Raw genomic sequence first — 21,252 nt, 5'->3', positions numbered from 1 at the left:
GCGGCTCCTAAGCTCGCGCCAATGAGGCCTCTTGCGCTAGTCGTTTCCATGTTGATAGCCGCTCCGCTGGTCTCGTGCAGCAGCGACACCGATGCCGAAGCTCCCAAGCTCGAGGTAGAGTGGACCGCCACCGACGTCTGCCCAATGAGCCCGGCCTACTGGGAGTTCGCGCTGTTCGAGTCCGACTGTCCCGATAACACCTGCGGCGACCTCGAGGCTCGCTTGACGGCCGGGGACACTGCGGGCGCGCTGAGGCACCAGGTGACCACCAGCATCCCTGAGGCCCAGACCGCGAGTGAACTGGAGAGCCGCAAATATGCGTTTGCTGTCGTCGCCCGCGATGCGGACTGCAAGCCGATCGCGACGGGTTGCACCTGCGCTGATGCCGCGGACATCAAGCTCGTTGAGATCAACGTAGCCGCTTGGGCTAACTGCGTATCCGCGGGGCAGTGTTCGATGACTGAGGCCTGCTCCCCACTCAGCGGCGGCGCTGCAGGGGACTGCAGCGGCGCTCAGTAACCCCACACGGTGAGCGCGGCGTTCTCGTCATCGTCGAGCTGCGCGCGCGAACCGCTCTTGGCGACTCGCCGCGCTTCGATCTCGAGCTTGTGAGTCGCGCGCCAGAGCGCTCGCGCGGCGATGGGTCGCGACTCGAAGGCGTCCGAGACACAGGCCGGGTCCACATCCAGCTCACACAACGACGGCTTGCGACCCAAGCGACCCGAGAGCAGCAACAGCCCCCATCGCGAGGAGTAGTCGTTGCCCAGAGTCGCTTCCAAGGGACGCCCAAGCGGAGGTTCCACGCCCACGGCAGACTGATACAAGTCGACGCCATCGATGTGCCGCGCAGGCTTCAAGTCAAATGCCGCGAGGATCGTGGTGGCCACGTCCATCGAAGTCGTCGGCAGCGTGACCTGGCTGCCGGACAGCGCTCCGTGGGGAAACTTCACGTAGAGCGGCGCGAGCAAGCGATCCTCGCGCAGGGGTGGCGCTGGATCGAACGGCACCTCGGGCGGATCCCCCATGGGCACGTCACCCACGACGACGATCATCGCGTCGTCGTAGGCACCCTTCTTCTTCAAGAGTGCGAGTAGCTTCACCAGCTCCGCGTCCTGCTTGATCAGCGCCGCATCGTGAAAGGCGTGGAGACGCTGCCAGTCTTCCGTGGCCAGCCGCCGGGTGTTCGCGCGCCGTCGCGCGCGCACATCGTGCAAGATGATCGCGCCGCGCCGCGCGTGCAGCAGCCCTCCGTATTCCAAGGGTGGTAGCTGCCCGGCCTCCGCGGTGGTCAGGTCCCAAGGTGGATGACCTCCGCGCAGGTGAGTAACGACCAGGCGCCGGCTCTTCGAGTCCAGCTGCTTCTCGAGCCAGGCCGTCGCCTGAGCCAACGGCTCCGTCGCCGGCAGGTCTTTCACCGGTGAGTACTCTTCGAAGCGGTCCCATCCGCGGTCGAAACCAAACCCAGAGAAACTAGTGGGCACGCCCGTGAACATCGCCGTGCGACCGCTGGCTTGCTTCAGGATCTCGGCGACGCTCCGCACTTCCTCGGGGATGCGTCCGACCGGATCCTGAAGGCCATGTGCGCGGGGAGATACCCCAGTGAGCATGCTAGCGACAACCGACGACGCGACGGTCGTGGGGGTACGGTAGCCAGTAAAGCTAACACCCGCTCGCATCAACTCCGCCAAACCAGGCAGGTCGCGAGGCGGGGCAAACGGCGGTACCCGGCGGCGGTCGATCCCCGACATCACGATCACGATCACGGTGTTCGTGTTGGGGGTGGTCTGACGCTCGGTCACGCCATCCAACTGAAGCTCGGGATCACCGAACACCAACCGCCCGGAGTCGACACCCGACGCGGCTCGAAGCTCGATCGCGACCAGGCGGTCGGCGTACTCCGTGAGGTCGATGTGAACTGGGGTCCAAGAAGCCCCTGGTCCACCGTGCAGCTTGCGGCGCTGAAGCACCAGCGGCTGCTTCCCGTCCTCTAGTAGCCGTAGTTCCGCGTCGCCCTTGCCGGTGCCCCAGAAACCCAGATTGACGTTGAACGCCGCACCCTTGGGAACCCACAAGGGGCAGCGCACCGCGCTCGGCGCTGGCAACGTGAGGGCCTGACGAGGGACCCCGTCGATCGCGATATCGCGAACGATGTCCTCTTCTCGCAGCGGTGTGAACGTTGACTTGATGTCGTCGCTCACCGCGAGTCGAATCCAATCGACATCGATTCGACCCTTGGGGCTAGCTTTTCCGCGCAGATTTAACGTAACAGTATGCCGACCGGGACCGAGCTTCGTGTCCAGGGTCCGCGTGCGCACGTTGTCGATGTCGTCCTTGAACTTGAGCGTGGCGACATAGCGATCGTCCAGGTAGATCCCCGCACGACTGACGCTCCCGGCAGCGGCTCTGAGCTCGATGAACGGTTCCTCCAGCTCGGCGTCGAGCCAGAAATCGTACGCGACCTTGGAGGTGTCGATGCGTGCGACTTGCGTGCCCTCGCGATCCACCGACTGAGTGTCCAAGAACGGTCCAATCGCGAACTCACGTCGCGCCTGAACGTCCTTGCCCGCCAGGTCGACGAACGCCCCGCGGTGGTAGAGGTCGCAGCGCGACAACAGGCTCAGCAGGCTGGTGCGACGCGCCTTGGTCGGGGGTGCCTCGGCGCCAGCGTCGCCGCTGGACGCCACTGGCTGAAGATCGGTCTTCGGCGCCTGCTTGTCATCACAGCTCACGCCGGTGAAGGCCAATGCACACAGGGCCAACACCGAGAGCTGCGGGAGCTTGCCGAAACCGCTCGTCACAAGCCCCCACTTGTCCCCATGTCGGGTCCGGGTCAAGCGCTGCGTGACTCTGGGCCGCAGAAACGTCGGCTTTTCGCCGATCAGTCCTCGTCCTCAGCGCCTTGAACCTCGAACAAGGTGGTACGCCGCGCTTCAATCTGAACCTCTTGCTTCAGCTCTTCGCCGTTGAGCTTGAGGCGCACGTCGTGCTTTCCGGTTCCGAGCGGAACTCGTCTCCGGGGTCCCCGGCCGACGAACTGCTCGTCTACGTAGATTGAGTGGCGGGCGCCGGTGTTGAGTTCCAGCAAGCCCTTGTCGGCGTCGAGGGTGATGTCGTCGGGCGCATCGCCAAACGTCAGCTTGACGTTGCCACCGACCTTCGCCTCATGCTTCTTCTTGGTGGCCTCCGGCGCGGACTCTGCGGGTGCCTCTGGCGTCTCGGCGCTGCTCTCCTCCATGGGCGCCTCTGCGGCGGCCGCAGGCGTTTCCTCGAGGTTTGTGTCCGCTGCCGCGGGCCCCATGAGCATGCGCACGCCAAAGTATGCGACTAGTCCAGCCGCAGCGGCCGCGCCAATTGTTCCAGCGCCTCGCAGCCACTTCGGACCACCGGACTTGTAGACTCCGTTGGCCGCCAGTGCCGCGGGCGTCTCGTCCTCCAGACGAGGCATCGGACCTTTGTCAATCTTCCGTACCCGCGGCTCGTCGAAGCGGATCGACTTGGTACCGGGAAGCCGTGAGGCCGACTCGCGATCCCCTTCGTCACGTTCTTCGGATTTCGCAGCATCGCGCTTCGCGTCGAGCGCCTTGAGCCCGATACTGGGCCCCGCAGCCTTCTCGCCCTCAGTTCCAGCCTTAGGCTCAGCCTCCGACTCGGGCGTCTCTTTCCGCACGGGTTCATTTTTCCGCACAGACTCATCGTTCCGCGCGGCAGCATCTTTCCGTGCGGCTTCAGCGATACTCTTGAGGCTTTCGGAGATTTTCACCTCCGGCTTCTCTTCCTTGCGCGCTGCCTGGGGGCCGGGTCCTGGGCCGAGACCCATCTGAGTGTCGACCTTGGCCTTGGCGCGCGCGACGGGCACGGAGTCAGAACTCTGCTCCAGCACCTGCGACGTCGGGCTCTCAGCCGCGGCGGACGCGCGGGACTCACTGGGTGCGCTGACTTCGGCTTCGGCGGCACTAGCACTGACCGCGGGATCCACGCTCTCCGCCTTCGGCGGGGCTGCCTTGGGCGCCTCGCTGATCACCGTCGCGGGCGCTTCGCTGATCTCCTCGACTGGCGCCTTGGCCTTGAACTCCACTTCCTTGGTTGGGGGGAGAGGAGCAGTGTGCTCGAGCTTCTCGCCTGGCTTGGGCATCACCACCGTCTTGACGGCAGGCGATTTGCTCTCGACGGAGGGTCTCCGCTCGAGACCGCTCACCAGTTCGCTACGCAAGCTCTTGACTGGCGCTTCGATTTCCTTCGTTGGCGGGAGCGGGGCCGTTTGTCCCTGGGCCGCTTCAACGTCACTCGCGGAAGGCTCCGCGCGCTCGGAGTTCGCTTTCTTCGCGGAAACAGGGCCGACGGTACCCAGCGGTGCGGTTCCGTCTTTGCCGCCCAAGTCCAGGGTTGGACGCGGCGCAGCAGGCGGCGCCGTCGCCGTCGGCGACTGCACAACTGGTGGCTCTTCGGACATCCCCTCTGCCGGGGGCGCGGCGGACGCATCGGCGTCGGCCGGTTCCATGCTCATCGCCGGGGGTGCGACGCTTTCAACGTCCGGTTCCACGCTTGCGTCGGTGGGCTCACTCGCCTCCGGCGCAGCGCTCACTTCGGGTGCCTCGCTCGCGTCAGGTACGACGCTCTCCGCCTGGACGACGGCCTCAGGTGCGGCGCTCGCCTCGAGAGCAGGGTCGGCGTCGGAGGCTGACTCCAGCGCGCCGACGTCCGCCTCAGGCGCCTTGCTCTCGGCCTCAGCCGCAGCGCTCTGCGCTTCAGGCGCGACGCTCGGCTCCAGCTCGGCTGCGCTGGGAGCTTCGCTAGCGACCGCCTCCGGCGCCTTCTCGCTCCAAGCGTCGTCGACGTTCTCCGACGCGGGCGGCACCTTGGAGGCGCTTTCTCCAGCTGCCTCGGCCATCGCAGGGGACGGCTCGGGCTCGATATCGAGTTCGGAATCTGCGATGGCCTGACGCGCGGCTTCGGTGACGCTCAGCAGCGTCGAGCTGCGCTTGAACTCGATCTTGCGCACCGGCAGCTTGGCGATGTCTTCCTCTGCCGAGCTCGCATCGCCAAGCGCTGACTCGTCCCTCTCCCCCTGATCCTCCGCTGGCGGATGCTCACTCAGGTGATCGAGGACACTCTCGATCTCCTCCTCGTCTTGAGCGCTCAGGGCCGGCTCCGCTTGCTCATCAGCCTCCAGCAGCCCCGAGAAGTCGGACTCGTCGTCGGAAGACGGCGGCTGAGAGAAGGCCTCCTCGATCGCTGGGGCTTCATCCACCTCGGGCGGCACCGATGACTGCTCGAAGCGCAGCGTGAACTGCGGCGGCTCGAGGCTCTCCATCACCGGAGGCGGCTCGCCCGTCGCGGTCACTTCGCTCATCAACTCAGCCGCACGCGGCAGCAAGTCTTCCGAGCTTTGGGTAACGATGGCGCGCACCCCGCCGTGCTGGGCGAGGTCGAGCAGCACAGCCTCGACCAGGCCAACCTCCACGCCCTCCTTGACGAGTTGCCGCACGGGAACGCCTTGCGCCACCCGCCGCGCGACGTCACGCGCCGCATCGGGAGTTGCGCGCATGTACGCGTCGAGCACCGCGGGATCGAGCGCCACTTGACTGACCTCGAACAAGCGCCCCTCACCCAGCGCCGCACGGGCGCCGCGAGCAAGTCGGATCGGCTCCTCGAGCACGCCAAACAAGTCATGCTCGAAATCGCGCTGAACCTCGGCATCGCTCGGCTTCACCGCGAAGCGACCAGCGCTCACGCCAAGCAGCGCCGAGATGACTTGCTTGCCCCGCACGTGGCTGCCCTCTTCGGAAGTGCGCGTTGCAGCGACCGGCTTACCCCGGCGGATCTCAATCTCGTATAGGTAGGCCGCATCGCGCACCGTCAGCACGCAGTTGGGCAGGCGCTTGCAGGCCAGCTGAAGGATGAGCCGCGGCGTGATGTCGCCGAGGCGCCCTTTCACCTCACCGCCCGTCGCTAGACGCGCCTCGATACGGCTGCGGGGACGCAGCACCTCACGCAAGCGCTGAACCACCAGCGAGCCGTCGGCTTCCTTCTTCAGGTAACCGTCTGCGCCAGCTCCCAGTTCGCGCACTCGCTGCAGCATGTCCTCTTTCCAGGACAGCAAGATCACCGGGACATCGCGCACCGCGATGTCGCCCTTTACCGCGCGGCAAAGCTTGAAGCCGTCGAGCTCGGGCATCAGGATGTCGCTGACGATTGCGTCAGGCCAGTGCCGCTGCGCTAGCTCGAGCGCACGCCGCCCATCGTGGGCCTCCATCACCTGCGCTCCAGCGCTGCGCAAGAGACCGCTGATGAACCAAGTCACTGCCGGGTCATCGTCAGCCACCAAGATGAGCCGGCCATCCAGCGTGACGTCATCCCCGACACGACCACCGGCAGCGCGCTCACCAGCGCGGCGCTCTCCGGTGACCCAGGGGGCGACATGGATCGCACCCTCCGGCCCACGGGGGTCGAAGCGTACGTTGCCGCCGGAGCGAACCGTAACTACCTCGCGGATACGCGCAATCGCGCCCCACACCGCAGCCAGCACCTCGGAGCCGTCGCCCAGGTTGACCAGTCGCTCGACGGTGGCGGGGTCCACCGTCCCCTTGAGTCCTTCTTCGAGTTCACTCGCTACGCGGGTCGCGAGCTTTTCTACCGTCAGTTCACCGAAGCCGCGCAGCGCCTCGGGTTTGCTCGCCGAGCGCCCAAACACATCCAGCACCGTCGCGCGTAGCGTGCTGGGGCTGACGGGCTTTGGTAGCACCCGGTTGACCCCGAGCTTGGCGAGCCCAGAGGCCGCCTCCGGCGAATCGAAGGAGCCAACCACGACAATCGGAGCAACCTCGAGAGCTCCGTCGCCAAGCAGCGTCTCGATCAGCTCCTGAGCGCTGGGGCGGTCGTAGTCCACGAGGATCACGTCCGGCGCGTTCTCGAAGGCGAGGCCGCGTGCGCGCATCAGGCTCTCGGTGCGCTCGACCTCCAGGGCATGCCCAGTGGCGAATGCCAGTTCGCTCTTCAGCGAGTCGGCGAGCGGTGGCGTACCAAACACCAGCGCGTGCATCGGATACGCGCGTCCGGCGTTGGCCGCCGGCTTTACCGCACGGAATTGTCCCGAGCCTCCGGGGCTCAACACCAGGCTTGGCATCAGCTCCAGCCGCCGCACCAGTTGGGTGGCGCGCTCGGAGCTCAGCGGTCCGGAAACTTCGGCTTCGACTTCGCTCAGCGCTTCGGCCAAGCCGTCGAAGGCGAGCACCTGTGCCGCTGCCTTCAATGCGTGGAGTCTTCGCTGAGCCGACGCCTGACGCTCGCTGGCGTCCGGCGCTTTGTTCAGTGATTCCAGCAGGTTACGGATAAACTCCAGCCTCCGCCCCAGGCTCTGTACGAACTCGGTACGCGCGGCGGCGACCGCCTCAGGCTTCTCTTCGGCTCCCGGACCCTCGACCATGGTCGGCCGTTATCATGCCACGCTTCGACCGGGCACGTTTCCTGCGAACGTTTCGCTAAACGCGTCGCTGAGTGACAGGGCCGCTTTTCGGGTCGGTGCGGGGCAAATCCCCGCAGAATCAGCCTTCAGCCACTCGCTGGCGGACCCAAGCCGCGGCGTCCGTGGTGCTCAAGCTGCCGCCCAGGTCTCGGGTGACCTGCTTTTCCGCCAGAGCCGCGGTGATCGCCCCTTCGATGCGGCGCTCTTCATCCGGCCAGCCCAGATAGCTGAGCAACGCACCGACGGTGAGCAGCGCGGCAAAGGGGTTCGCGATGTTCTTTCCGGCGAGGGGCGGCGCGGAACCGTGAACCGGCTCGAACAGGCCGACGCGATTGGGATCTGCTGGATGTACGTTGGCGGAGCACGCCATCCCAAGGCCGCCCTGGAGGCCAGCACCCAGGTCCGTAACGATGTCCCCGAACAGGTTGTTGGTGACGATCACCTCGAACTGACTGGGGTCCTGAACCAGGTACAAGCACAGCGCGTCGACATAGACGTGTGCGCGCTCGATGTCTGGATAGCGCTTGCCCACTTCGTCGAACACGCGCAGCCAGAGCTCGTGCGCGTGGCGCATGGCGTTCGATTTGTCGGCCATGTGGACCTTCTTGCGGCCGTGCTGCTTCGCGTACTCGAAGGCCGCGACGATGATGCGCTCCACGCCATAGCGCGTGTTGATGTCCTCGTTGATCGCGACTTCGTGAGGAGTATTGCGGCGCATCTGCCCGCCGACGCCGACGTACACGCCTTCGGTGTTCTCCCGGAACACCACCATGTCCACGTCTTCCTTCTTCTTGCCCTTGAGAGGCACCAAGTCGTCCGACAACGCACGCACGGGACGGATGTTGGCGTACAAGTCGAAGCCGAAACGCAGGCCGAACAAGATGTCTCGCGCATGGGCCATATCAGGCACTCGCGGATCGCCCAGGGCACCGAGAAACACCGCCGCGCAGTTGTCGCGGATCTTGTTCTTTATTTCCTCCGGGAAAGTCGTGCCGTCCTTCAGGTAGCGATCGGCTCCCAGGTCGAGGTCCCACAGTTGAAGCGGCAGGCCGCGCTCCTTGATGTACCACTCGAGGAGCAGCCGCGCCTCGCGGGTCACCTCGGGGCCGATGCCGTCACCACCAATCAGCGCAATGGTCTTGGAGCTCATACCAGCTCTGCATACGAGTGCGCTCTGCCCGGAGCAATATGCAGTATGCGGCGGCTGCGGCGGACCTCTCCCCAAACCCCTGAACAGCGAGAAGTCGACGCTTCAGGGAGCGTGCCCGGCGACCTGCTCCACGCTCATGCGGATCAATGCGGCAGCCTGAATCGGGTCGGCTTCGTCGATTTCCCCCAGCAAGGCGACCGCCTCCAGCAGTGGAACCTCGGCCACTGAACAGGCGGCCTCGAGGAACGGTGACTCCCGGTCATCCAGGCGCACGACAGCGGCCGCTCCTGCGAGGCAGAGGGGCCAGAGCGGTGCGTAAGCCTCGAGCTCCGGGAGGGCTACGATGTCCAGATCGACGCTCTCCCCCAAGCGAATCGACGCGATCACATGGGGCACTGGTGCGGTGGGAGTCGATTCCGTAGGAGGAATGGCGTCCGCGATGCGCCGCGTTGCGTGGCCCAGGCCACCGAGGCGCTCCGGGGGCCCCGCGAAGATCAGTCGCGGGTTGCCACCAAAGCCGGGCCGAACGAGCCGCGCGACCATCGCGCTGAGCACGCTCATTTGCTCCGGCTCCGTGAGTACCGCACGCACGGCGCCCTTCGGGATGAGCCGCACGATCCCCGAGGCCAACATGCCCTCGATGGCGGTCAAGATCTCCAGATCGCCCTGGGGCAGCTCGTCCGTGAGCTCGTCGACAGTACGCGGGGCGATCAACAGATCCCCCACCAGGCGATCCACCTGTGGCGCGTCGCTGGACACGGGGCACACCAACAACAGTGCGTCAGACACGGGCAGCCGAGTCTTGAGCGCCGCCACCTCGTCCACACGGCGCATGCCCTCCATCAACAGCGAGTGCGTTGGCGTTTCCACGCGGCGAAGCGCCGAGGCATAGCCGCCGGCAAAGGAGAAGGTGCCCTCTCGCTCGCCAAGCAAGCGATACAGCGCCTTCTCACCCTCGAGCCGACGATACACCGCGTCCACGACCTCGCCGTCTTCCAGCCGCACCTCCCCGACGCCGCTGCTGGTGGTGACGCTCAAGGCGCCGGTGCGCCGATTCATGCCGAGCAACTGCAGCAGATCCACGACGCCGACCTGGTGCAAATCCCCGCGGAAGTCACCGCTCTCGGCGCGCACCCCGCGTACCGCTGCCTTCGGCACCGCCATCACGCGCTGAGCGATCTGGTCGACATCGGCGCGATTGAGCTCGACACGTGGGCGCTGCGCATCCTGCCCCGGGGGCTCACTCGAGTGATGCTGGGAACTCGTCGGCTGGCGACTGCTGAGCGGACTGCTAACCGGCGGATTCGAGATCGGATCGCTGGGAGGGCTGGAGCTCGGTCCTATTCCGTGCGGTATGACTTGGGACGAAGCCCCGACGGCACTCGGCGTCTCCGAGATGGGTCGCGGCACCAAGATGAAGCGTGGGATGTCGCGCAGGCTGCGGTCGGCCGCGAGGCGCGCCTGGAAGTCACTGCTCAGCGCGACCTCCTCGGCGATCAGGATCGCGTCAGGGCGGTTCCGCTCCGCGCGCTCCAGCGCCCGCTCAGGTTCATCCGCAACCGCAACGCTCAAGCCGCGGGCGCGAAGCACGCTCGCTAGCTCACCGAGCGCGTCGAGATCCGAGTCGACTAGCAAGACCGAGCGTGACATCGGGTTACTCCAGGAGCCTCAAGCCAACGGCCTCGCCGAGGCGTTGAACGACCAGGTCGACCAGCAACGGATCCGCAGCGTGGACTGCGCGCATCAGGCCACCTCGCTCGCTGCGCCCCAGCAAGACGTAGCAGCCGTGTTCGGCGACCAAGGCCAGCGCCTCGATATCCATCAGCTCAGGCTGTGCGCCCAAGTCCACGGTGATCAGCTCCGCGCCCTCGCGCTCCCTCAGGTGCGCCTTCACAGCCATACCGAGGCTCACGCCACCGCGGTGAGTGGCGACGACCCGTGCGCGGTCGCTGCGCATGGCTTCGCTGACCGCCGAGACGGCGACGCCCAGCATATCCATCTGTGGCAGCTCGAAGCTGCGCGGCTGTTCTACGGAGTCGCCCTCAGGCACGTGCCACAACAGCGTGTCGAGCACTTCACCCAGAGGCATGCGGTCGAGGCCCAAGCGCCGAACGACCGACGCGAGGCTTGCTTCCGCGCGGTGCTTGGCAACCCGCAACAACCGTGAAAGGTCGGTTCCGTCGTGGGGATAGGTTGCCATCCCCATGGTCAGCTCGAGACCACTGCCGTTCCCGCGGCGGCCGTCTGGCTCCGCACCGCGTTGTACTCGGCGCCGGCAAATGTGCGCACCAATGCCGCCGGTCTCGGGAAGCAGCAGATAGAACTCGCGCTCGTCTACTCGGGCCAGCACGTCGGTGTCACGCACTGCGCCCAAGATGCGTTCGACGCTGGCGACGCTCGGCGGGCCAGCGCCGGTGTCCTCCGCGTTGACTGCGATCGTCGCCAAGGCGAAGCGACGCCCGTGGCGCCGAGCCTTGTCGATCTCTCGCCCCGCGACGTCCACGAAGTAGGCGAATGTGTAGGCGCTGGAGGATGGATCCTTCATCGCCCCGCGGTGAGAGTGCTCGCGCTCTCCAATCAACGCGAAGGTCGTCGCCGCTTGGGCTGCGATGAGCTGGATCAACTCTTCGCAGCCGCCACCGCGCCGTGGCGAGCCTAACACCACCAAGCCACTGCGTTCCTTGCTGATCGCGAGGGGCACCACCTCCCAGTCGTGATTGCGCGAGTAGTTCAGGAGATCCATTTCCTCACAGAAACTCGGCGCATCACCGATGTCACCCAGGGAGTGAACGCACATCAGCTGCCGGGTGCGTTCGCCTGCCGGGAGGTAGACCAGCACGGTGTCCGCTTGGGTCGCGTCCGTGAAGATTTGTGCGAGCTCGCCCGCGGCGCGGCTGCGGTCCGTGTGCATGGCGATCTCGGCGACCCGCGCAGCCATCGACAGTCCGCGGCGCGACACCATCGCGGCCTCTTCCAGGCGTTGGCGCTCGATGCGCTCGGCGATGCGCGACCGCACCGGACCGACGGCGGTCAACAGCTCGTCGCCACTCACCGGTGTCACCAGCATGCCAGTGGCGCCGAGCGCCATGGCCTGAGTCGCCAGGCTCACGTGGGCTTCGTCTGCCAAGGCGAGCACGCTGGCCCCAGGAGCGACGGCGCGTAGGTGGTGAACGATCGCCACACCGCCGCCCTCGCCCATCGCGACATCCACGAAGACCACGTCGGGCACTTCCGAGGCGCTGCGGGCCAACCCCTCCGCCAGGTCCGTGGCGACGACGCACACGTCCCCGGCCTCAGCGAACACCCGGGCGACGAGCCGCGCCTGATCGCCGTCGGCCACCAGCGCCAGGACGAATAGTTCGCTAGTTGGTTCGGCGTTCACAGCGCCTCAGCGCTCCCCCTGCGAAGAACCCAAAAGCGAAGAACCCAAAGGCGACGGCTGGCCTACAGCCCGCGACAGAAAGCCCTCGGAGACGGTACCCGAGAACACCAATCGCGCTGGCCCTCGCATGTGCACCGCGAGGTCCGCCCTGGTCACTTGGATCTCCAAGGGTCCGCCGGGAAGGCGCACCTCGATGGGCGCGTCGTACGGGCTCTGACCAGCGAGCGCAGCGGCGACGGCGGTTGCGCATGCTCCGGTGCCGCACGCCATGGTTCGCCCAACCCCGCGCTCGAACACCACGAGATCGATACTCTGGGCGCCGAGCAGCTGCGCGAACTCGACGTTCGTCCCACCGGGAACCGCCGCATTCACCTGCGCACCGAAAGCGTCGATGTCAGCCAGCGAGTACCTACGCCCGAAGACGATCGCGTGGGGGTTGCCCATGGAAACTTGGGCGAACTCAACCTTCTCCCCGCGGAACTCACCGAGGTATCGCCCCACAGCGACACCGCGCCCCATGTCAACGCCAACCGTTGCCCCGAGGAAATCGTCCGTGGTGACCGAGCAAGCCAACAGCCCAGCGTCGGTATCCACGCGGATAGTACCCTCGCGCACCGCGTCTCGTCGCGCCAAGTGCAGCGCCACACAGCGGATGCCATTGCCGCACATCTCGGGTCGGGACCCGTCGGCGTTCAGCACCACCATGCGAGCGCTGGCCCCCGGGCTGGAAGCGGGAGCGACGAGCAGCACGCCATCGCCGCCTACGCCGCGGTGACGGTCGCACAGCAGCTGAGCCTCGGCTGGGCCCAACGCATCGGCAGACTCCACATCGACCACGAGGAAGTCATTGCCCAAGCCCTCGTACTTGGTGAAAGCCAACTCAGCCATTGGGGGAACGTAAGTCTACAGCAAAGGTTCAACACCGGCAGAACTACCCAGCGAGTGTGCCGACTTCACGAGTTCTTATCGAAGAGCGTGTCGGCAGACTGCCCACACGAGGCCTGTCGTTAGCCCATGAGGCGGCGACGAAGCTCGTCCGCGCTCAAGCCTTGGACCACGACGCGCTTGTGCTTCGACGTCTCGCCCGCGACCAGCACCACCGAGCTCTTGCTCACGCCCAGCGACTTCGCGAGGGTCTTCAAGAGCTCGGTGTTCGCCGCCCCATCCACCGGCGGAGCCGCGATCGCCACCTCGAGCGCGCCCTGCTTCACCCCAAGCACGCGGCTCCGACTGGCGCGGGGCTTGGCAAACACCAAAAACCGCAGGCCGTCAGCGACGGGGGTCAGCTCGAGTTCCATCACAGCCAGAGCGTGCGGCAAACCGGGCCGGCTGCTCAATAGTCACTCGGCAGCTGGCGCCAGCTTCTCGCACATTCGTTGACGAGCGCACCGCAGTCGCTCAGGTTGCCACCCGATGACCGTCCCTTCTCGTCCGTTGCTGCTCACTGGCTTCATGGGCACAGGCAAGAGCACCGTCGGCCGCCTGCTGGCGGACTCAGCCGGTGTGGACTTCTGCGACCTCGACACGGAGATCGAGCGCCGAGCGCTGAAGTCCGTCCGCGAAATTTTCGCAGACGACGGAGAGGCGGGCTTTCGCTCGCTCGAGGCGCAGGCGCTGCGAGATGTATTGTCCGCCAGAAGGGCGCAAGTCGTCGCACTCGGAGGCGGCGCTTTGCTCAAGCGCGAGCAACGGCTCCTGGCCCTGGAACGCGGCGTGGTGGTGTGCCTGCAGGCGGACGTGGATGAGCTGTTGCGGCGGCTGAGCGGGGACACCAGCCGACCGCTGCTCGATGCTCCGGATCCCCGAAGCCGCATCCTGGAACTGATGGACGCGCGGCGAGCAAGCTATGCCGAAGCGCATCTGCAGCTAGCAACCGCAGGGAAACAACCCGAGGCGCTCGCGTCCCGGCTGCTCGAGTTCTGGCAGCGCAACCCAATTGCGGTGGCCGCTGGCGCGGACAGCTACACGGTCGAGGTGACTCATGGCGACCTGACGGCGCGCCTCGGCGAGCGCATGGCTTCCCTCACCCCCACCCGCGTGGTGTGTGTGAGCGACACCAACGTCGACCGCGCACACGGTTCCTCACGGCAACGTTTGCTGGATGGATTCGGGAGCAAGCACACGACCGTGCTCCTAGAGCCTGGGGAGGAGCACAAGTCGCTCGACGCACTGGCTCCGATCTATCAGGCGGCGCTGGACGTCGGCGCCGACCGCAAGAGCGTGTTTCTCGGTCTCGGCGGCGGCGTGGTGACGGACATCACGGGCTTTGCCGCTGCTACCTATATGCGCGGCGTGCGTTGGCTCGGCGCCCCGAGCACGTTGCTTGCCATGGTGGACGCCTCGGTTGGCGGCAAGACAGCCGTGGATTTCGGCCCGGCGAAGAACTGCGTGGGTGCTTTCTGGCAGCCAAGCGGGGTGGTCTGCGACGTCGAGCTGCTCTCCACCGAGCCGGAGCGTGGCTATGTCAGCGCGCTCTCCGAGGTGATCAAGACGGCGCTGATTGGGGATGCGGAGCTCCTGAGCTTGGTCGAGCGGGAGCAGCGAGCGATCCTGGCGCGTGACCCGCAATTGCTTGTGGAAATGTTGCAGCGCTGCGTCGCGGTGAAGGCAGGCGTCGTCAGTCGCGATCCGCGTGAACGCGGCGAGCGCGCACACCTCAACCTGGGGCACACCCTGGGACACGCGATGGAGGCCTTCGCTGGCTATGGTCGGCTCACTCACGGCGAAGCAATCAGCCTTGGGTTGGTCGCCGCGCTGCGTTTGGGTACGCGCTTAGGTCACACGCCAAGCGAACTCAGCACGCGGATCGAGCACCTATTGAAGCAGCTCGGCTTACCCGTCGATCTCAAAGCGCACCAGCTTCCGGCAGCGAGCAGCCTGCTAGGTCACGACAAGAAGCGCGCGGGAGATCAGGTGCGCTTCGTGTTCGCGCGGGATGTAGGTGATGTGTTCACTGAACACCTTGCACTCGATGCGCTGCACTCCCACGCACAAACGCTGTAGGCATCGCGCTTACTGAAGCGCCCGATTGTTTGGCGCGCAGCGAAGGCCACCGGTAAGCTTTCAAGTGTACTCGCGTCGAGGTCTATTCATGCGCCGTTCACTCAAGAAGCTCTTCGCCCTCATTACCTTTGGCTTATGTGCAGCTGCTGCTACCAGCGGCTGTGCCGACAATGAGAGTCAGCTGTTCATCGTTGGGGTAGCTATCCCCGATGGAGAGTGCCTGGTGACGCCGGACGAAGGCACCGCCATCTACCTGGGAGGCGTGATGGATGTGGCGTTCACCAACACGTACACCGGCACGCTCTTGGTGGGTAACCAAGTCACCCAGCGCGGCTCGCGCGAAGAAACCAAAACCGAGACATCACGCATCGCGATCCGCGGCGCTGAAGTCCAGATCTTCACGCCGCAGCAGCAGCTGATCAACGAGTATACGGTCGCCGCGACAGGCTTCGCGAACCAGGCCCCCAACGGGGACGCTGCTTACGGCGTCGCCTCGGTCACCCTGATTGACGGCGCCACCGGTTCAACCCTCGCTGGTCAGGTCGCTGGCGGAGGCACCACGGGAGTGGTGGTCGAGGTGCGTGTCTTCGGCGACACCCTCGGCGGCTCCGAGATCACCAGCGCGAAGCTGACTTACCCGATCACCGTGTGCGAAGGCTGTCTCTTCACTTGCCCGCCAGAAGACCCAAACCTTCCCATCCCATGCTCCATTGGCAACGACCAACCCGTGGACTGCGGGGCCTGCGCCAACCCGCTGGATCCCAACTTCTGCGACGCAGCACTCGCAGCTTCGATGCGCGGCAATTGAACAGTCAGCAGCGGACGCTGGTATAACGGGCTCCCATGCCCGCCCCCCGTTCGACTTTCAACGCCACCTCCGCCAAGCGCCGGGGTGGCGTTGTTGCATCTGCCCTCAGAGCAGCAGCAAGGTTTGGGGGTGAGGGACTCCTCTTGGCCAGCGTGCTCTACTCCACGCCCGCGTACGCCGATCCCCAAGGAAACGTCTCCATCATCACAGGCCTGTGCGGCGAAGGCACACGGGATGAGCTGTGGCAAAGCACTTGTTGGTACAACGCGCTCCACGGCGACGTGATCCTTGGGCGCGACCGCAACTCCGACTTTGGCATTGGCCCCTACCTCGACGTCGGCACAGCTGGTTTCGACGATCTGCGACTTGGCGGAGGCGGCAGCCTCCACATACCGGTGCATCCCTACGTGCCCGCCGTACTGTCACTGGGTGGCTATGCCCGCCGCTTCAGCGACGGCTGGGAGCCAGGTCTGGCGGGCGACTTGTTCATCGGCTCCCGCAGCTATAATTTCCACTCGGCATATGTGATGACCGGTGGAGTTTCCCTAGGCGCGCGCTACGGCGTGGGGGACTCCAAGGAACTCACGTTGATCATCGCGGCCCAGCTCGACAGCTCGGTGCTCTGGTTGCCCGCGGTCGTTCTCTACAACTGGATCGCCGGCGCGCCGGACAAGTAGTCGCTCCGAGCCGACGGACGGGGCGCGTCGGACGTTGGCACCCGACCGCGGGGGCGTGGTCAAGCATCGACGGCGCTCACAAGCTGTCCACCCTCGACGCACAGCTTCTCCACACGTTGCCGCATGTGCTTGGCGTTCGTGCGGCGCGCCCCAGGTGGCCCAGCGCGCGGCTTTGCCCAGGAAACCAGCGAGTTTGCTAGCCGTCGCGCACGTTGACTGAACGTGTGCACCTGCAAGCGAACGGCACTGCCCCAAAGCGCCACCACATCGATAACAGCGATTTCCATGATCGGCAGCGGGTGCTACCGTCAGGCGCATGGATCAGCGGGTGGAGCGGATCCCCGTCGAGCTGCAGGTGGGGGGGCAGAAGTATCGCGTCCTCGCGTCCGCTGGTGACGAGACCTTGCTCCGCCTGGCTGCGCTGGTTGACAGCAAGCTCCGGGAGCACGCCGGTCCTCACCTCAACTCGCCCCAGGGTCTGCTGCTCGCCGCGATGGCGCTGGCCCACGAGCTCGAAGAGGAGCGGGCGAAGCGTCAACAGGTGGAGCGGCGCTCGCGCGAGGTTCTGAAGAGCGTGCTGTCTCGAGTCGACTCCGCCCTCGGCACGCTGGAGACCGCGCCCAGTTCGGTTGATGCGAGCGAGGAGCCGGCGCTGGTTGAGGTGCGGCGTAAGGGCGCCGATCGGGCCGCCGACATCGGCCGCGACGACTGATTCGCTCGCCGTGGCCTAGATTGCTGCCCCGACGCTAGGCGGGGCTACCTAGACGCTGCGTTTGGCTGAGCGCCGGGTGGGCTGGCTCGAACGCCGTTCAGTAGAATGCGCGCGCGGGACGCGAGCCTAGCGAACAAGCGCGGTTCGACGCGCGCAGCCCCGAGACGCGAGCTTAGCGAACGAGCGCGGTGCAGCCTCGAGCGAGCCGTTCCGCCATATCGCCCAGCGCACCCCCGTGCAGCACCAGCTCGACCCCCGCAGCCTCAAACAGCGCGGCCAGCCAGCGTACCGTGACGTTCGCCCCAGGGGCGGCCAAGCCTGCGCGACGAGCACCATCCAGCCAGTCCTGCACGACCGGTTGGAGCAGCACACACTGCATCGACTGGGCCTGAAGGACATCCGGCACCAGCGCCCCAGCGAGCACCAGGTGGGGATGGCTCTCCACCTCAATCAAGTAGGCGGTCGCCATCGCCTGGAGCTGCCCGCGGGGAGTCGGTTCGCCTGCGAGGGCAGCGCGGCACGGCGCGACGACCCGCTCCTGCAGGAGCTGCACCACGTCCGCAACGGCGTGGGCGAGATCCTCGTAGTGTTGGTAGAACGTGGCGCGACTGATTCCCGCGTGGATAATAATGTGCTCCACGGTTGTGTCGCTGCGCCCACGCGCGGCCAGCTGCTCCGCCGTGGCCTGGAGGACCCTGGCGCGCTGGGCAGCGTCCCGCGTGTCCTCATCCAGCGTGCGGTCGTAGCGGCCACGAGCGGGTGCTATTTCCACACGAGATTTGAGTGACGGAGCGGCCATCTGAACGTGGATATTTTATTACTCGACTTCTGACCACTCAAGCGCGTTTCGACGCAACGCTCGGGACTCCCCGGTCGGCCACAGGTGACGGCTTTTGCGGCCCCGGGAGCGCAAATTGGCGCCTGAAAAGTCGTTGAGGCTCGGTCGTACGCCCGAGGAAGTCGACGCGGATGAGCCTCACGGATCTCGTATCGCGTTGCGTCATTCTGGTGTGCATTTTCAGTAAGACGATGATGTTTTCCTGGGTTTGGGGCCGAGTCTAGGTACGGTAAACACTCGAAGTCATTGGCGTTTCAATAGTACGTGTCTGCGTTTTTAGCGGCCGGATTGGGGTGGTTCGGGGTGGCTGAGTCGGCTTGAAGCCGCCAGGAGGTCGGCGGGGGTTGATTTTGGCGACTTCGAGCCCTCGGCTCCGTGCTGTTTCACGTTCCACGATCATGCCGACCGGCGCTGACGCGCCCCTGATCCGCCCCTTGGGAGCCCTCACGGACCGGTGATCGGCGACTCGTTGGCCCCGAGGGGGATTTTCCAAGGTCGAGGCCGTCGCTCGGCTCGCCCAGCTCAGCCGAGTTCGCCCTCCGGCTGTGCTTTCCGGCTTTGCTTTCCGGCTCTGCTTTCCGGCTCTGCTTTCCGGCTCTGCTTTCCGGCTCTGCTTTCCGGCTCTGCTTTCCGGCTCTGCTTTCCGGCTCTGCTTTCCGGCTCTGCTTTCCGGCTCTGCTTTCCGGCTCTGCTTTCCGGCTCTGCTTTCCGGCTCTGCTTTCCGGCTGTGCTTTCCGGCTGCTTTCCGGCTGTGCTTTCCGGCTCTGCTTTCCGGGCATCGCGTTCGAGCACGCCACATCGACCGAGTCCGCCCAACGTACCGTTGCACGCCGTAGTGCGAGGCCAGTGGGCGGGTTCTGCGGGGAACGGCAGCGTTGAGCGTGGGTCTCGGCTCTGCTGGTTTCAGCGCGCGGGTCGAGCGGTGCGCCTAGGGCTGAGACTCTCTCTTCCGGGGCGTGTGTACCGTTGTTGCGGCTGCTCTTCGATCCTCGCCTCGTGCCAGCTCGGCCTGTTCGCTCTGTTCGCTTTCGGTCCTTCCCGCTCCTCGCAGGCGGGTTCGCCCTTGTGTTGGCGTGACGGGGCGGAGGCGGGCTGCCTTTTGCTCTCGCGCGACTACCGGGCATGTTCTCGTTCCTGCAGTTCCCGTCGCCTGGCGTCGCCAGCGATTGCGTTGAACGGGGAAAGGCTTTGGGGGGTGCTGGCGCAGGATCCGCTTTCCAGGTCGTTGCAGTTGCGTGTGGACGCCGCACGGCGAGAGGGTTCGTGGCGCTCGGGTCGGTTAGCAGGCTCAGACTTCTCGCCTGCTTCCATGCTGGGGCGAAACCCGACGACGGTACTTCTCGCTCACGGCGGCGTGTGGAGTTGCCTCTTGGCCTGCTCGAGCCGGCCGCGATGGGAGCACTGGTGGTGGTCTCCCTTGGCGACTAGAAAGCGGCGGTGGCTCTCGAGTTCTTGGACGATGAGTTGGCGGCGCTCGAACGAGCGGGCCTGTTGCGTGTTCCCGCGGTGCCCTCCGCGGCTGGGCTTCTGGACTGCTCCACCAACGACTACCTGGGCTACGCCCGAGATGTTTCACGTGAAACATCCCTCGGAGCCGGCGCGTCGAGACTGATTCACGGTACTTCCACGGAGCACCTCGACCTAGAGCGAGCCCTCGCCGACTGGGTCGCCCTCCCCGCGGCTCTTCTGTTCTCGTCAGGCTACGCCGCCAACGTGGGCCTAATCCAGGCGCTCGCCGGGCCCGGAGACGTGATCTTCAGCGACGCCCTCAACCACGCCAGCCTGATCGACGGCTGCAGGTTGAGCCGGGCCCGCGTCGTGGTGCTCGAACACAACTCGCTAGAACACCTCGAACGCGCCCTCGAGGCAGAACAGGGCCGACGACGTTGGGTCGTCACGGAGAGCTACTACTCGATGGACGGGGATGGACCCGACCTCCGAACCCTGCGGGCCCTGACGGAGCACCACAGAGCCGGGTGGTTGGTGGACGAGGCCCACGCGCTCGGAGTCTACGGGCCCGTCGGTGCTGGCCGCTGTGCGGAGGCGGGAGTGAAACCAGACGCATTGGTTGGCACCCTGGGAAAGTCCCTTGGAAGCGCAGGCGCGTTCGTCGCTGGGAGCGAAACACTCAGAACCTACCTCTGGAATCGCGCCCGTAGCCTGGTGTTCTCGACGGCCACTAGCCCCCTCCTCGCCCTGAAGACCTTGCCAATGGTCGAGCGGGTGAAGGCCAGCGACCGCGAACGTAGCGACCTGCTCCGCAAGGCGCAGACGCTGGTCAGTCGCCTTCGAGAGGCGGGGCTGCCGTTCCCACGACACTACTTGGTCGGCCCCATCGTCCCGGTAGTCCTTGGAAGCACTGAGGCGGCGCAACACCTGGCCATCGACCTCACCGCGCAGGGCTTCCTGGTTCAGCCGATCCGCCCACCAACCGTGCCTGAAGGCACGTCACGGTTGCGAATCACCTTGCGTCCTCAGCTGGAAGACCTGGCACTGGACCACTTGGCGACGCTACTGATCGCGGGATGGAAGCGCTGGTCGTCCTCGGCACCGGAACAGAGATAGGCAAGACCTACGTCAGTCGCGGCCTGGCAAAAGCGTGGCCAGGGTGCTGTGCCCTGAAGCCGGTGGAAACGGGAGTAACGCCGGGCAACCAGGCGGAAGACGCCGCCGCCCTCAGCCGCGCCGCCAACCACGACTACCAGCCGCCGCTCTACGCCTTCGAGCGGCCAGTCTCGCCCCATCTCGAGGCGCGCCGAATGGCCCGCCCGATCGACCTCCTCGAAGTCAGGAAGTGGGTGGCTGCGACAGCTCGCGCTCTGGGGCGGGAACGCGCCTTGGTGGAGTCAGCGGGCGGCGCGTTCTCCCCCCTCGCCACGGAAACCTTCAATGCTGACCTCGCGGAAACGTTGCGAGCTGGGTTCGAGTGTCGGGTGCTGCTCGTCGCCCCGGACCGCCTTGGCGTGTTGCACGATGTGGTGGCAACCCAGCGTGCACTGGCTGCCCACTCGAGAGCGGCAGACGCCATCGTACTGAGCCAGGGCACCGCCGGCGAACAACGTCTCGGCAACGCGGAAGAGCTGCGAGCGCTCCAGCCCGCGCCAGTGTTTGAAGTCGCACACGGCGCTCCCTCACCCCCGACCCTGGTGAGATACCTGGAGGAGACCTTTCGGGCTGGCCACTAGCCAACGCCGCCGAAACCCAAGCATGGGTCGCGCGT

The 21,252-nt window shown here is 65.9% G+C and carries 16 protein-coding genes; 7 read left to right on the top strand and 9 right to left on the bottom strand.

The window, feature by feature from the left end:
- Nucleotides 1–21 precede the first annotated feature (21 nt).
- Nucleotides 22–519 (top strand): hypothetical protein, encoded by a 498-nt coding sequence (locus H6718_08475; protein MCB9585420.1) that lies wholly within the window; start codon nucleotides 22–24, stop codon nucleotides 517–519.
- Here H6718_08475 and H6718_08470 read toward each other — a convergent pair.
- The 7 genes from H6718_08470 to H6718_08440 all read right to left on the bottom strand — a co-directional run bounded on the left by H6718_08470 (nucleotide 513) and on the right by H6718_08440 (nucleotide 13,292).
- Nucleotides 513–2,798, bottom strand: coding sequence for a sulfatase-like hydrolase/transferase (locus H6718_08470; GenBank protein MCB9585419.1), 2,286 nt, complete (start codon nucleotides 2,796–2,798; stop codon nucleotides 513–515). The genes H6718_08475 and H6718_08470 overlap by 7 nt on opposite strands.
- Before the next feature lie 80 nt (nucleotides 2,799–2,878).
- A complete protein-coding gene (locus H6718_08465) occupies nucleotides 2,879–7,423 on the bottom strand; it encodes a response regulator (protein MCB9585418.1) in 4,545 nt (1,514 codons plus the stop codon).
- A 118-nt stretch (nucleotides 7,424–7,541) separates the two neighbouring features.
- A complete protein-coding gene (locus tag H6718_08460) occupies nucleotides 7,542–8,612 on the bottom strand; it encodes an isocitrate/isopropylmalate dehydrogenase family protein (protein ID MCB9585417.1) in 1,071 nt (356 codons plus the stop codon).
- A gap of 102 nt (nucleotides 8,613–8,714) precedes the next feature.
- Nucleotides 8,715–10,262 (bottom strand): DUF4388 domain-containing protein, encoded by a 1,548-nt coding sequence (locus H6718_08455; GenBank protein ID MCB9585416.1) that lies wholly within the window; start codon nucleotides 10,260–10,262, stop codon nucleotides 8,715–8,717.
- 4 nt (nucleotides 10,263–10,266) lie between these two features.
- Nucleotides 10,267–11,994 (bottom strand): response regulator, encoded by a 1,728-nt coding sequence (locus tag H6718_08450; protein ID MCB9585415.1) that lies wholly within the window; start codon nucleotides 11,992–11,994, stop codon nucleotides 10,267–10,269.
- Between the two features lie 6 nt (nucleotides 11,995–12,000).
- Nucleotides 12,001–12,882, bottom strand: a complete 882-nt coding sequence (dapF, locus tag H6718_08445) for a diaminopimelate epimerase (GenBank protein ID MCB9585414.1) — start codon at nucleotides 12,880–12,882, stop codon at nucleotides 12,001–12,003.
- A gap of 119 nt (nucleotides 12,883–13,001) precedes the next feature.
- Nucleotides 13,002–13,292, bottom strand: coding sequence for a DUF167 domain-containing protein (locus H6718_08440; GenBank protein ID MCB9585413.1), 291 nt, complete (start codon nucleotides 13,290–13,292; stop codon nucleotides 13,002–13,004).
- Between the two features lie 115 nt (nucleotides 13,293–13,407).
- Between H6718_08440 and aroB the strand changes: the two genes are divergently transcribed.
- The 3 genes from aroB (at nucleotide 13,408) to H6718_08425 (ending at nucleotide 16,482) form a co-directional block, all read left to right on the top strand.
- Nucleotides 13,408–14,997 (top strand): 3-dehydroquinate synthase, encoded by a 1,590-nt coding sequence (gene aroB, locus H6718_08435; protein ID MCB9585412.1) that lies wholly within the window; start codon nucleotides 13,408–13,410, stop codon nucleotides 14,995–14,997.
- A gap of 88 nt (nucleotides 14,998–15,085) precedes the next feature.
- Nucleotides 15,086–15,805, top strand: coding sequence for a hypothetical protein (locus tag H6718_08430; protein MCB9585411.1), 720 nt, complete (start codon nucleotides 15,086–15,088; stop codon nucleotides 15,803–15,805).
- Nucleotides 15,806–15,840: 35 nt separating this feature from the next.
- Nucleotides 15,841–16,482, top strand: coding sequence for a hypothetical protein (locus H6718_08425; GenBank protein MCB9585410.1), 642 nt, complete (start codon nucleotides 15,841–15,843; stop codon nucleotides 16,480–16,482).
- A gap of 59 nt (nucleotides 16,483–16,541) precedes the next feature.
- On the opposite strand, the gene H6718_08420 is transcribed toward H6718_08425, so the two are convergent.
- Complete coding sequence (locus H6718_08420; protein ID MCB9585409.1) at nucleotides 16,542–16,769, bottom strand: hypothetical protein; 228 nt, start codon at nucleotides 16,767–16,769, stop codon at nucleotides 16,542–16,544.
- A 41-nt stretch (nucleotides 16,770–16,810) separates the two neighbouring features.
- On the opposite strand from H6718_08420, the gene zapA reads away from it, so the two are divergent.
- Entirely contained in the window at nucleotides 16,811–17,194 is a 384-nt protein-coding gene (gene zapA / locus H6718_08415) for a cell division protein ZapA (protein MCB9585408.1), read from the top strand.
- 172 nt (nucleotides 17,195–17,366) lie between these two features.
- Here zapA and H6718_08410 read toward each other — a convergent pair whose 3' ends face one another.
- Nucleotides 17,367–17,966, bottom strand: coding sequence for a TetR/AcrR family transcriptional regulator (locus H6718_08410; GenBank protein ID MCB9585407.1), 600 nt, complete (start codon nucleotides 17,964–17,966; stop codon nucleotides 17,367–17,369).
- Between the two features lie 1,503 nt (nucleotides 17,967–19,469).
- Between H6718_08410 and H6718_08405 the strand changes: the two genes are divergently transcribed.
- Both H6718_08405 and H6718_08400 read left to right on the top strand, forming a co-directional pair.
- A complete protein-coding gene (locus tag H6718_08405; GenBank protein MCB9585406.1) occupies nucleotides 19,470–20,597 on the top strand; it encodes an 8-amino-7-oxononanoate synthase in 1,128 nt (375 codons plus the stop codon).
- On the top strand, nucleotides 20,558–21,217 hold the full coding sequence (locus H6718_08400; protein ID MCB9585405.1) for a dethiobiotin synthase: 660 nt from the start codon (nucleotides 20,558–20,560) through the stop codon (nucleotides 21,215–21,217). Before H6718_08405 ends, H6718_08400 begins: the two co-directional genes overlap by 40 nt.
- Nucleotides 21,218–21,252: the final 35 nt, after the last annotated feature.

It is taken from the genome of Polyangiaceae bacterium (genome assembly GCA_020633205.1).
Classification (GTDB): domain Bacteria; phylum Myxococcota_A; class Polyangia; order Polyangiales; family Polyangiaceae; genus JAHBVY01.
The sequence above is the reverse complement of the archived record's forward strand: the minus strand, read 5'-3'. Positions and strand labels throughout refer to the sequence as shown.